The sequence below is a fragment of the Mucilaginibacter aquariorum genome (assembly GCF_024498135.1).
GTDB classification, from domain to species: domain Bacteria; phylum Bacteroidota; class Bacteroidia; order Sphingobacteriales; family Sphingobacteriaceae; genus Mucilaginibacter; species Mucilaginibacter aquariorum.
Window position 1 is genome coordinate 1061471 of record NZ_JANHOH010000001.1, and the last position, 13579, is coordinate 1075049.

The 13579-nt window shown below is 44.6% G+C and carries 6 protein-coding genes and 1 pseudogene; 1 reads left to right on the plus strand and 6 read right to left on the minus strand.

The annotated features are described in order from the left end of the window. Positions 1–10 precede the first annotated feature (10 nt). From NPE20_RS04590 to NPE20_RS04600, 3 genes are all read right to left on the minus strand, one after another. Positions 11–3550, minus strand: coding sequence for a SusC/RagA family TonB-linked outer membrane protein (locus NPE20_RS04590; protein WP_256537425.1), 3540 nt, complete (start codon positions 3548–3550; stop codon positions 11–13). Positions 3551–3757: 207 nt separating this feature from the next. Then, on the minus strand, positions 3758–4969 hold the full coding sequence (locus NPE20_RS04595; protein ID WP_256537426.1) for a FecR family protein: 1212 nt from the start codon (positions 4967–4969) through the stop codon (positions 3758–3760). An 85-nt stretch (positions 4970–5054) separates the two neighbouring features. Continuing rightward, positions 5055–5645 (minus strand): RNA polymerase sigma factor, encoded by a 591-nt coding sequence (locus tag NPE20_RS04600; RefSeq protein ID WP_256537427.1) that lies wholly within the window; start codon positions 5643–5645, stop codon positions 5055–5057. A gap of 471 nt (positions 5646–6116) precedes the next feature. On the opposite strand from NPE20_RS04600, the gene NPE20_RS04605 reads away from it, so the two are divergent. Further along, complete coding sequence (locus NPE20_RS04605; RefSeq protein ID WP_256537428.1) at positions 6117–6290, plus strand: VOC family protein; 174 nt, start codon at positions 6117–6119, stop codon at positions 6288–6290. A gap of 652 nt (positions 6291–6942) precedes the next feature. Here the strand turns inward: NPE20_RS04605 and NPE20_RS04610 are convergent. From NPE20_RS04610 to NPE20_RS04625, 3 genes and pseudogenes are all read right to left on the minus strand, one after another. After that, positions 6943–8439, minus strand: a complete 1497-nt coding sequence (locus tag NPE20_RS04610; protein WP_256537429.1) for an arabinan endo-1,5-alpha-L-arabinosidase — start codon at positions 8437–8439, stop codon at positions 6943–6945. 51 nt (positions 8440–8490) lie between these two features. After that, positions 8491–10052, minus strand: a pseudogene (locus tag NPE20_RS04620) (RagB/SusD family nutrient uptake outer membrane protein). 31 nt (positions 10053–10083) lie between these two features. Then, positions 10084–13380, minus strand: a complete 3297-nt coding sequence (locus tag NPE20_RS04625; RefSeq protein WP_256537432.1) for a SusC/RagA family TonB-linked outer membrane protein — start codon at positions 13378–13380, stop codon at positions 10084–10086. Positions 13381–13579: the final 199 nt, after the last annotated feature.

The window sequence follows — 13579 nt, forward strand, 5'->3', positions numbered from 1 at the left end:
CTTTGTAAGGTTATAAACTCAGGTTAATTTGGAACGAATAGGTTCGTACGGGAGCCAATTGGTAAGCGCTGCTTTCGTTATAAAGGTAATCGGGATCGATTTTCTCTTTGTTCGCAGCCCAGATCATACCCAGGTTACGGCAAACCGCCGATACGCTTAAAGCTTTAATTCCGAATTTAGCCACTACCTGCTGAGGTACCGAATACGCCAGGCGTACTTGCTGCAACTTTACATTACTTCTGCTTCTGACCAGTAGATCAGAATTTGAATACCTTTCCACACTGGCGCCATAAAAGTAACCGAGGTTATAATCAGTATTAATTCCGGGAACAGTTGTTGTCAACTCGTCACCGGGATTTTTCCAGCGTTTTGCCAGATCTCCTGCACTGCTTACAAAATCAGTAAGCAAATTGATCGATGGTTTCCGAAAAACACCACCCAACTGATACTGGAACTGTAAACCCAGATCAAAGTGCTTATAAGTGACATTTGTGAAATAAGCGCCAAACCAGGGAGACGCTGTTCTGCCGGAATACGCTTTAATGTCATAGTAAGGAAAGTCTGCTGTTGTGTAAATCTTACCTGGTTCTTTCGGATCTTCAATAAGTGTTTCACCCTTGGCGTCCAAACCCTTAAACTTGTAGGAGAACAGGAAGTCAGTTGGGTAACCGTCGTGAATAATTTGTCCTTGCATAACATCTTCATTGCCGATAGGCAACTTAAAGCGCTCGTCATGAACAATGTTGGTATTGTAGGACAAGTTGATGGTATTGTTCCAGGTTACCGTTTTAGACCTTACCAGGGCGAAGGATAGCCCAAGGTCAACACCTTGCCCATCCAATCTTGCCGCGTTGAATAAGGTTTCCCTGAACCCGTAGGTTGCGTTGATCGGCAAGGTATAGAATATGTCTGTGGTGTGTTTCTTGTAGTATTCTAACGTACCGGAAATGCGGCCATTAAACAGTGAAAAATCAATGCCATAATTTGACATCCTCGTTTTCTCCCAGGCCAGGTTATCCCTTGCCGGAGTTTTTATGTCTGCATAAGGAAGCCCTGAATAGGTATCGGTCCCCGACAAATCGATGACAGTTACCGGCGCGTAGCCTTGTGGCGCGTTCCCGGTGAACCCATAAGTAAAGCGGCCGGACAAGGCGCTTAACCATTCGACGTCCTTCAGGAAGCTTTCTTGTTTCAGGTTCCAGCTGACTCCGCCGGACCAAAGCGGGATGGCCCTTTTTCTACGCTCAACGCCTAAAAGGTTAAAATCATCAAAACGTGCGCTACCCGATATGGTGTACTTTTTGTCGTAGGTGTAAGCGGCGTTTGCGTAATAGGAAAGCGCCCTTGTCGTTTTCTCCACCACTGGCCCGGTCGTACTGCCTATATAGGGACGCTGGCCGTAGATATCCGTGTATCTTTCTGTTGGGTTTACAGTACTGAACGAATTGATCTCTTTATTGTAGCCGTAACGGTTCTCTCCACTGGTTTTGTTAAATACCTCGCGGATTTCATTGCCCAGAACCGCATTCAGTTCATGCTTGTCGTTCCAGTTTTTATTCACGTTCAGCTGGCCCCTGAGGTTGTAACTTCTTACTAAGGAATTGTCTAATCCAAGTTTTCCGCCCATTGGAATGCCGTAAACCAGCCTGCCGAAGGAATTGATACTTGTAGCCTGATTGATCATGATCCTTGATGCATAGCTGTCAGGTTCCTGATAATTTTCCCGCTCATTAAAATTTCTGGCCAGATTCCCGGATACTGACAAACTCAGCCAGGGTGTGATCTTACCATTAACGTCAAGGATAAGGCCCAGGTTATTCCCGGTAGTTACGGTATTGTTATAATTTAATTCATCAATTGGTGAATATCGAAACGGAAGATATCCTTGACCTTCAAAAGCCCGGGCGCGTTCAGGCACCAAAAAGACATCATAGTATTTAGTGTTCCCGTCAGGGTTTTTGAGCATATCGTACGGACGCAGACCTCCAGGTGACATATTCAGGGCCGATGACATGCTCATGGCCTGTGCTGACGTAGGATTGGTTTTATCTGTGGTGTTGGCATAATTCAAAGATGTATTTATGGTTATGCGATTTTTAAAGAGTCCGGAGCTTGTGCCAATATTGAAGGAATATCCTTTGTTCCGGTTGCTTTTATATACCCGGTCATCCGTATAGTAGAAGCCGGACATATAATAGGAACTGTTGATACCACCGCCTGACAGTGACAAATTATATTGTTTCGTGGCAGGCCTTTGCAATAAATACCGGGAGATCTGGTCCCTGTTATTATTCTGGCCGAGTGCGGCCAGCTCGGCATTCATTTGAGCTTCACTGATCTCGCCGCGTTTATTTCTAAAAATAATAGCCTGAGCCTGACTGTTATTACGCGGAAGGTAGCTTGAAGGTACCGGATCTGATAAGAGATTATTGGTGATCATATCTTTCTCCAGGTCTATATATTCCGGGACTGAAAGCGTTGGCCCATAGTTAATCTTTGGCTTCCCACTCGTACTGTAAGTCATCGAGAAATTAAGCGTAGGCGCAGTATTTTGCTTACCCCTTTTTGTAGTGACGACAATTACGCCGTTGGCAGCCTGGATTCCCCATATGGATGCGGCAGCCGCATCTTTGAGAAAAGTTATCTGTTGAATGTCTTCCGGATTAAGAAAGTCTAGCGCGCCCCGCGCGATGGAAATCTGCGATGGAAATCCGTCAATAACGAGCAAAGGTTCCACGCTCACCTGCGTGTACTTGCCAACTATTGTCGAAATACCGCGAATGTTAATGGTTCCGTTGCGGCTTTGGCCGGCTGTTGTTTTTGTGGAAACATTAACACCCGGAACCATCCCCTGTATACGTTCAAGTACACTGATCGTCGGAAATTGTGCAAGTTCTTTAGCGGTTATAACGCCAAATGAACCTGTCGCCCGTTCTTTATTTAAATTCTGGTAACCTGTATTGACAATGGTGACCATTGATAACTGTGCCGCTAAGGGCTTTAATGCAATAACAACGCTCGTTTTCGATTTAAGTACCGTTGTGTCCGGCTTATAGCCGATAAATCTGGTAATGATCGTCTCTTTCCCGGAAACGTCAAGTAGTTTGAATGTACCTTTGGCATCGGTAATATATAACTTTCCTCCACCCTGAACTGATACACTTGCTCCCGGCATGGGTTCTCCGGTCTCGTTAACGACTAAGCCATTTACATCCATGTTAGTAAAAACTGCGCTGATCCTGTCAAATAATGATGGTTCTTTCCGGGATACTACCACTATTTTATCCTGAATTTCGTAGGCTAACGGCTGGTCTTTGAATAATATTTCCAGGACATCTTTCAGCTCCATATTAACCACCCGGATATTCACGGGCCTTGCTGCCTTAAGGATATCCCCATCCGCCACAAAATCAACCCCGGTCTGCCCTTTAATATTAGCAAACAGCTTGACCAAAGGCGTATTTTTTTCTGACAAGGAAATTTTCTGTGCAAATCCGGCAGCGGCAACTTGCATCAGCGATGCAAACAAAATGAAGCAGGTTAATCGCATGATGAGGAAAATTTTATGGCATACACAATTGCGTATACCCAATTGTGTGGTATATTTTCTATACATTTATCTGAGTTTAGTTTAATGCGGCAGACCTCAACTTTCCAGGGCGAAGGTTCGCTGCAAATAGTTTTTAATTAATTTAGAGCTAAACGAAACTTAAACCAGGTTCCGGTTTCCGGGATCTGGTATTTTTTTGACAGGTAATTATTTACTGACGTATACTTTCCTCCCTTCGATTTTAAAGTGAACTAGTTTTGTTGATTCTAAAGCCCGTAGAATCTGGCTTATATTCTTAGATCGGGAGATATTGCCGGAAAATGCACCCGTTGGAAATGGTCCTTCGTACAACACTTCAATGTTATACCAGCGGGCGATGTCCTGCATTATTTTTTCAATATTGGCGTCGTTAAAAACAAAGTTGCCATCCTTCCAGGCAAGCGACTCTTCCAACGCTGCTTTTGAAACGCTTATCGTTTCCCCCTTCAAAAGCGACTGTTGTCCGGGACTTAGAATGACTTCATCTTTATAAACAATTTTTCCGTGATCACTCCAGGCGGAGGCCTGATAGCCGACCCTCACACTACCCTCAGCAAGTGTCGTAACAATATTTTTGTCTTGCTTGTAAGCTTTAATGTTAAAATGCGTCCCTAAAACGGTCACTTCCTGTCCATCTGTCTCCACTAAAAATGGATGCAGCTTATCCTTTGCTACCTCAAAATATGCCTCGCCGTGAAGTTCAACCCGCCTGTCTTTTAAAGATGAAAAAGAGACAGGGTATTTTAGGGATGAGGCTGCATTTAACCACACTCTGGAACCATCGGGTAATTTCACCTGATAGGTTTCTCCCATTGCTGTAGACAGCAGATTATGCTGTCCCGGTTTAGTCTCACTGTTTTCTTTGATTTCATAAAGGATTTCTCCATTTGAAGTTTTAGATATTGTCACACCGGATTCGTTGGCCAGTTCGCCGGAAGGAACACTAGTGAGTAGAATTTTTCTCCCGTTAGCCAGCGTTAACGTGGCAGCGCTTTTGCCAGGTGCAATATCCTGATTTGAAGAAACAACTTGTGATTGGTTGCCTATGGATAAGAACTGGTCTTTGAATAAAATTGAAATAACCAGCATCCCTGCAATTGCAGCCACCCCGGCAATGCGGGGCCATAAACTCCTAATCTTACGATGGGTCTGAGGCTGGCTCGTTATCTGCTGAAATATTTGCGCGGCGCGAAATTCGGAGAGCTCGGGTTGCTTAATTTCGGATAACTGATATTCTTTTTCAATAAGTTCAAACAGGTGCTGCTCGGCACCCTCACTGGCTAAGAAGTTGTTCAATTCCGTTAACTCTTCAACGGATGCCGTTTTAGATTGAAATTTCTGATATAATAAAAGGAGCCTGTTGTCTTCTGTATTCGACATGATTAATGTTCAGGGAATAATAATTGTCCCTTTCCTATATTAATCCATGAAAAGTCAATAAGGGGGTATCGAAGAAGAAAAAAAATTAAATAATTTTTAGAATAATCAAAATCACGGCAAGATCGGTATGCGATTTCATGTAAGATCTAAGCGAACGAAGCGCCAGTTTCATATAACTTTTAACCGTTTCAACACTTAAATTCATACACTGAGCCGCCTGTTCATATTTAAGCCCGTCAACGCGGCAAAGTTCATAAACCATTTTTTGCTGCGGGGGTAACAGCGCAATGCCGTCGGCGAGTATTTTTTGAGTATCCGCCAGCAAGATTCCTTCCTCTGTTTCGTTGTGGCTTTCTGTCCAATCTTTTCGCAGTTCAATTTCAGTCTTAGCTTCCAGGACTCTTCGCCGCAGTATTTGAAAGCTTCGGTTACGTGTTAATGTGGTTAAGTAAGCGCCCAGATTAGTTTCATCTGTAAGTTTCCCTGCACTCTGCCAAAGTTTCAGCATTACTTCCTGAAGTACTTCTTCAGCTAATACCTCCGATTTAAGTAAAAAAATCGCTCTTGCATAAACCGCCCGCCGATGGTAATCATAAATTATTTTGAAGGCGTGCTGATCACCTTCCGCGATTTTGCGGAGTAGTTGGCTTTCATTATTTAGCGACCGTACAAACATTTAAAGGGGTGTAATAATCTTGTCATGTCATTTTAACCACACTTAAGGTAATTTTAATGTAATCCCAGATATAATTCCGACTGGTGATTTCAGAAACACGAATAATAACTTAACATCTATATCATTTATGCACTTTAAAGACAAATGATGCCTTTTCGTGGTGCAATTGTCTCTATATGCGATTGATGTCGTAAATTGAAAGCTTTAAAAGAGCCTGCAGCGACAATCCATCATCAATTAATAACATTTAGTGTAAATTTAGCAATAAGTTAACATAAAAATTGTAGTTGCAGACTAATTCATGAAAAAAAACCGTCCAAACTGCGATTTTACAAAATGATCTCAAGCGCGCAGAATAAGCTTTGGCAGGTCCCTAATAAGCAAACTATGAACTTTCGCGGTTTCTTTCTCCACCTGTTGTTTCGGATCACCGGACAGCGTCGGTAAACACCCCGGGGGTATCTGCGTGTCATGTTCACGGTAACAGACATTGACGACGTGGCAGCAAGGCTCAGCAAACATGGCGCGCAGCTTGTTGGTGAAATGGTTCAGTATGAAAACTTCTACCGGCTTTGCTACATGCGCGGAACTGAAGGGATTCTGATCGGACTCGCCGAACAACCCGGTGACATTACATTTGACTGAAGTGTGAGACAGATACCAGGCGCCGTAAAAAGAATTAATTCACGAAAAGCTTATTAAACAGATTGGGGGAAGCCGGAACCTCCGACGTCCCCTATCTTTATGAACGAACGCGGACGATGGTCTTACCCTTGACCCGATCGGCCGAGTTGTATGTCGCGATCGCCTCGCCGAGCGTAACGACGTTGGCGTTATTCGTTTTCAAACCACCTTCGCTATCTCCATCAATTGGGAACGGTCCGCTTCGACAACAAAGTCTATATGCAGAACGCCGTTAGCCGGCCCTTCGACCGGCCCCGTAATGGTCATGAATCTTCCTCCCGCGCGAATTACACCCAAAGAACGCTTCGCGATATCGCCGCCAACTCCATTTGTCTCCCCTGCCCGGGCGCCAACGTCTGTCCTTCCAAAGGACCTCCAGCACTTTATCGCTGCGTCCATCGCCCGGTAAATAACAAAGGAATACCACTCGTCGGGGCGGAAAAAAATCTGAAAAAAATGCACTTTTTCGTCCCTTGTTCAACTGTCGATTTTTCACCGAAGCCTGGCAACGATGTTTGCACTTCTCCTTGGAGAACCTAAAATGAATAATATCAATCGTAAGTCAAAGGTCCTGCCTTTTAGGGAGGATCAGGTGTGGCCTTGTATGATTTTATTATTTCATTTTACCCCATATAGCGGTACCTGTATTATCCAAACCGGTAAAAATGATAGTCGATGTTATTTTGTTTTCCCAATCCCTTTCCCTTTCTGCCCTGAGTTTATAGGTATCACCGTTGCTGTATGCTAAGGTTATCCATGGCCTGTTAAAGGTCCATTTATCATTTGCGTTCCCATTTATAGTACCACCGGCATCAAGCTTAAAATCCATGGCAGTTTGAAAATCGGGCGAAACCTGTTCAGTCCCATAGCCCGGCACCACATGATAGTTCAGCGTGATCCTTTCATATGTGCCTGTAACATCGGCAGCTGTAATAGCGGTTTGGGCAACATTGGCATATCTTTCGGGTGATACTATGGGCCAGCCGTCTGTTGTCCACGATATTTTGCGTACATGGAGATCCATAAAAAAAGAATTAACGCCAGGCCTGGCCTGATGCGCCATAAAATATTGTCCGCTGCCATTATCAAAGACAGCGCAATGCCCGGTTCCCTGCCAACCGCTTTGGTTAGCGAATTGATACGGTGCCAGTATCATGGGACCGTGGTCTTCGTTAGTGTTCAGATCATGCCCGTTATAGTCGTAAAATGGGCCTGTAGGATTATCGGCACGGCCTACCCTTACATTATACTTGGTTTGCAACCAGTCATAAGAGATAAACAGGAAATACTTTTTCAGATCGGGGTTGTAGATCACCTCTGCACCTTCGATGTTACCGTTGTATTTACCGGCAGTAAACCCCCTGTTTGCTATCCTCTTTCCTTTGTCGCCTGATGATGAGGCAAGGCCGGTAGCCGGATCAAGCTTAAGGATATAAATACCGTCCCATGCCGAACCGTAATACATATACTGTTCTCCGCTGGTTGTTGTGATCACCGTCGGGTCAATGGCATTGGTTTGTATGCCGGCATCATTGGCAGATGTTACTACAATATCTTTTTCGGTCCAGGGCCCTTCGGGCGAGGTGGCGGTTGCCATCCCGATCACACTGAGGCGCGGAACGGCTGATGACAACGAATAATACAACCGGTACGCCGAACCTGCTTTTAGTACATAAGGAGCCCATAGCGCATTAAAGGCTGTTCCGCCTAAATTACTAATAAACGCCGCACCTTTTGCCGGGATAGTATTAAACACCCAGCCAACATACTCCCATTGCACCAGGTCCTTTGATCTGCGGATCTGCAGACCAGGCCTTATGCCGGCACCAAAGGCAACATCGGTACTGTAACTATAATAATAATCACCAAACTTTTTTACCGATGGATCATGGACATTGTATACCGTCCATTTTTGATAGGTCACAAATGACGCAATATCAGCGTAAGTATCATTAATAGAATTAATATCAAATATCGTTGTTACCGGCGGTTTTACAGCAACCGTATCGGTTGGGTTTGGCTCTCTTCCCTCCTTTTTACATGCGCCTATTAAGCTTGCTGCTAAAATAAAGGGCATAAAAAACTTCCCTGACCTGCTCAGATTTTTCATAAAATTAGATTTTAATCCCTTCCGGCAATTAAGCCGGAAGGGAGGTTACGTTTAGTTGGCAGGGTTAGGTTTCAAATTCCTGTTCACATCCAATTCAGTTTGCGGTACCGGCAAATATTCGTTGCCGGGCGTCCAGGTATTAAACTCTACGTCGTGGGTTTTTAACTCTGCCAGCTTATCCGCTTTATACAGCCAGCCCCAGCGAATAATGTCGTTGATACGTTGTGCTTCGATAGCAAATTCCAAAGCCCTTTCATGGCCCAATTGCTCACGCATACCAGCCTGGCTCATGCCCGGTTTGGTCGTTGCCAAATTGGGCAGATGGCCCTGTCCCTTACCTGCTGGATATATTGATAAGCTGCGGTTGTCTGACCTAATTCGTTCAGTGCTTCAGCATACATTAACAGCACGTCTGCGTATCTTAAAACCCGGTAATTAATACCTGAGTTTTCAATGCCATTGTTCTCATTGGTAAAGCCCGGGATGCCGTCATGGGTATACTTACGCGGATAAATATTGGTTTTGGAGTTAAGCCATGGTCCAAAATAAGCCAGCTCAGATACACCAGGTTCGTATGATGCTATAGTAGCCAGCAATCTGGGGTCGGGCTGACCATCAATCGTTTTTTCTTTTTTAAATTCATCGTAGATCCAGCGGGTGGGCAAAAAGTCCGAATAACCAAAACCCTCCATGGCATAAGTATGTCCTATTGATGAGACCTGCTTCCAATTGGCATTCGGCTCGCCTCCGTAGTTCCCTACCGTACCGCCAACCGTTGCCGGATCAGCAAACTGTATTTCAAATAACGACTCGGCATTGTTCTCGTTAGTAGGTTTAAAGTTATCCCTGAAATCCGTCATCAGGTTATAAATATTTAACTCCGGCCCGTCAATGAGCCGCTTAAACTGATCGGCTGCCTCCTGCCATTTCTGGCGATACAGGTAAGCCTTACCAAGCAAGCCAACCGCAGCGCCTTTTGTAGCGCGTCCCTTTTGTCCCTGATCGGGTCCGTTAACACCGGCATAACTTACCGGCAGCATGGTCGCGGCTTTCTGGAAATCATCATAGATCTGGTTCCATAGCTCATCCTCGCTTGCCGTTGGCGGATAATAATCTTTCTGATCTTTAGGTACGGTTAAAATAAGCGGAACCACTTTGTAGGTACGTGCCAAATTAAAATACGCAAGCGCCCTTAAAAAATAGGCTTGCCCCAACAAGCGTGTTTTTAAGCCTTCGTCCATGGCAATGGCCGGCACGTTGGTTAAAACCTGATTGGTACGGTATACCCACTGGTAATGCTGGGCCCATACCCATTGCACCGGCCCCGATGTGGTTGGAATAGTAAAATTGGCCACCTGGACAAGGTCGCCCCAGGGACTGTCGCCCTTAAAATCATCGCCGCGGCCATCGGTAAGTGCAGGGTACATACGCATATAGCTGCCATCCTGTATCATACTGTTGTAAATGGCCGAAACCCCGGCACTGGCATCGGCAGCTGTTTTCCAGTACTGTATTGATGTTTGCGCATTAGGATTTTGAAGATCCAGCTTTTTATCGCACCCAAACAGGGATGCTGTTAATATTATTATAGCGAAATATTTAATTTTTTTCATGTTGATTCAATTAACGATCTAAACAACTTTGTTAAAAACCTACCTGTACACCCATTAATATGGTTCTTGGCTTAGGAAAGGAGCCGGCATCAAATCCCGGGTTAAACACGCCCGAAGTAAAGTCGGGGTTAAAGCCTTTATAAGCCTGGAACGAGTACAGGTTTTGGGCCGTACCATAAACCCTTAGGTTTGATACACCTTTAATAAGGTCCTTCTTGAAGGCATACCCCAACTGTACGGTATTAATGCGCAGGTATTTACCATTCTGCAGCCAGCCCTTGCGGTTCGAGTCGCGCTGGTTTTGGTTAGGATCGTTTTGAACCACGCGAGGGATATCGGTATTAGTGTTGGTCGGTGTCCAGCGATTTAATATATCAGTGCTCCTGTTGATGTAATCAGTAGTCAGCATCAGATCGCGGTATAAGCGACTGTTAATCAGGAAGCCGGAACTGCCGGAAGTGAATACAGAAATGTCAAAACGTTTATACGCCGCCGAAAGGTTCAGGCCGTAATTTAATTTAGGTATTGCGCTGCCCAGATAAGTACGGTCCGCAGGGGTTACTACACCGTCACCGTTGATATCCCTGAACTTGATATCACCGGGCGCGGTGCCCGCTTCCTGTCTGGCGTGCGCGTCGATTTCTGCCTGATTTTGGAAAATGCCTTCGGCCACGTAGCCATAATGCTCACCAATTTCACCACCTACTTCGGTTTTTGAACCCACGCCATATATGGGCTCGTTATTACCGCCCAATGCAAGCACTTTGTTCCTTACAGTGGCGATATTGGCCGCAACATCCCAGGTAAATTCGCCTGTACGTTTATGATAAGCCACTGTAACTTCAACCCCCCGGTTACGTAAAGTAGCCGCGTTAACTACCGGTGCCTGGTTTACAGAACCTGTTGATGAAGGGATTGGTACACCTACTAATACATCAGCGGTTTTGCTGTTATAATACTCAGCCGACAGGTCGACAGCGCCATTCAACAAAGTGGCGTCAAAACCCAGGTTGGTTGTTGAACGGCTTTCCCATTTAATGTTCTCCGAAACCAGGTTGGTTACCAGCCCGCCGGTAACCTTCGTATTATTAAAATTATAAACGATGTTGGAGTTAATGTATGAAGTGTACAGATAATCGCCGATATTTTGGTTCCCCAGTTTACCGTAGCCACCTCTGAATTTCAGGTCACTGACGATATTCTTAAGCGGAGCAAAGAATTCCTCGCTCGAAATACGCCAGGCCAAAGCAGCCGATGGAAAATAACCATACCGGTGATCAGGCGCAAAACGCGATGACCCATCGCGGCGTAATGTAGCAGTTAACAGGTAACGATCATCAAAATTATAGTTCACCCTGCCAAAGTATGATGATAATGTACTTTCAGATTTAGTGCCATCAGTGGTTTTGTTAGTCCCGTTACTCAAAGTAAGGTATGGTGCAATAACATTTTCGGAATGGCCGTAAAGGTTTTGAAAATTATTTTGCTGGTATGACTGGCCTAACAACACGTCAACAGCGTGCTTACCAAACCGCTTGTTATAGGTTATCGTATTTTCTATCTGCGCTGTGGTGTACAAACGCTCGGTATTATCCAGGCGCGAAATGGCTTGGTTAAAAAAGTAACCCAGGTCAAAAGGAGGCTGGTATGAAAAATCATTAGCCAATACCTTATCATAACCCAGGCTGGTTTTAAACCTTAAACTATGCCCTTTGTATTTTAGCAGGTCTATTTCACCAAAGGCGCTGGCGAATATCCGGTCAACGTCGGTATAGTTTTTTATCAGCGAGTTGATACCTACCGCGTTGAGCGAGATTACATTTTGAACCGTGGACAGGATACCGCCGAAACCGCCAACCTTTGTAGGGTCATATAATTGCTGGGTTGGCACAGCTTCGATTAAATCGATAATAAGCGGTGGCCTGTTACCTGTGAGGATATCAGAACGATAAGTTAACGCGTTTTCATGTGAATGGGTGTAAACCACTGACTCACCGAACCTGAAGATCCCCTTTTCGCCGGTTGTATTTACACGGGTCGAATAACGGTCATAAGTTGGACCATTACCCACAAAAGTTCCTTTATTACCAAAATAATCTAAGGAAACATTATAGGTAAAATGCTCACTTCCGCCCGAAAAATTCAGATCATGATTCTGGCGGTTACCGTTCTTTTGACCTACTTTTTGCCAGTCGGTATCCGTATTGCTCACAAAAACTGACGACGCCGGATCGTTGCCGGGGATAAGGGGTAAACCGGCATTGGTATTGACCTCGTTAATAACGGTTTGGTATTGTACCCTGTTAAGTACGGGGATTCTTTGCCAGATCTTGTCTACGCCATAATAAGCGCTGTAATCAATTTTGAAGGCCGTATTTTTTTTTCCCTGCTTTGTGGTGATAATTACCACACCATTGGCGGCCCTTGAGCCATAAATAGCCGCCGCCGATGCATCCTTTAACACCTGCATTGATTCGATATCATTGGGGTTAAAATCACGCGGGGAGTTTGACATCGCAACTCCATCAATTACATAGAGAGGCGCTGAATCGCCAAAGGTATTAAACCCTCTAATCCGTACACTCGGGAAAGCGCCGGGCTGGCCATCGCTGTTAACAACAACACCTGCCACCCTGCCCTGCAATAATTGCGACATATCATTGGTAGAGAGCTTTTTGGCTTCTTTAGCATCTACAATACCCACAGAACCGGTAATGTCTTTCTTTTTTACACCACCATAACCTACTACAATTACCTCGTTAAGTGAGCTTGATGCAGGCAGGAGTTTTACATTAACTACCGTGCTGCCATTGAGCGGCAGCTCCTGCTGGTTAAAACCAACATAAGAAAATACCAATACGACGTTGTTGGCATTTGCATCAGGAATGTTTAAGGCATATTTGCCATTTACATCGGTTTGGGTACCTAATTCTGATTTTTTTACTTTTATACTCACCCCCGCCAATGGCTGGTTAGTTTCGTCTGTTACGATTCCTGTTACCGTAACCGCGGAAAGGATGCTTCCTTTTTCGGATAAAATAACAAGGTTATTGTCGCTCAGCGTATATCCCAGGTTGGTTTTATGGAGCAAAGCGTTCATTACCTCATCCAGTGAGGCATCCTTGGTATTCAAACTGGCCGGCAAGTTGTTTTTCGCCAGCACATCATCATTGTACAAAAAGTGGTAATCAGATTTTTTTTCAATCTCTCTGAGCGCTTTCTTTAACGGCACTTTCTCAAAACTGACATTTATTTTGGTCTGACCATACCCTTTGGAAAACGCCTGCATGGAAGAGACGATGACCAGAATAAGGATAAATTTAAACATAAGAAGTACTTTCAAAAATTGGTTCCGCCGCACTTGGTTAATGCGGTGTGCATTTTTTTTCATAATTTAGCATTAAGGTTATTTAACTATTTGGTTTATAGAAGGACTGGTAGTTAACTTGTACCATTTACATGGGGGAATGCGTCAACATTTCCCCATTTTTTTTGGCGTAGTCTTTAGATAGTTATTTATGCATAGG

What these genes read in the sequence shown, in the direction of transcription:
- NPE20_RS04595 (WP_256537426.1), bottom strand. Translation starts at nt 4,969, where the DNA reads ATGTCGAATACAGAAGACAACAGGCTCCTTTTATTATATCAGAAATTT.
- NPE20_RS04600 (WP_256537427.1), bottom strand. Translation starts at nt 5,645, where the DNA reads ATGTTTGTACGGTCGCTAAATAATGAAAGCCAACTACTCCGCAAAATC.
- NPE20_RS04605 (WP_256537428.1), top strand. Translation starts at nt 6,117, where the DNA reads ATGTTCACGGTAACAGACATTGACGACGTGGCAGCAAGGCTCAGCAAA.
- NPE20_RS04590 (WP_256537425.1), bottom strand. Translation starts at nt 3,550, where the DNA reads ATGCGATTAACCTGCTTCATTTTGTTTGCATCGCTGATGCAAGTTGCC.
- NPE20_RS04610 (WP_256537429.1), bottom strand. Translation starts at nt 8,439, where the DNA reads ATGAAAAATCTGAGCAGGTCAGGGAAGTTTTTTATGCCCTTTATTTTA.
- NPE20_RS04625 (WP_256537432.1), bottom strand. Translation starts at nt 13,380, where the DNA reads ATGTTTAAATTTATCCTTATTCTGGTCATCGTCTCTTCCATGCAGGCG.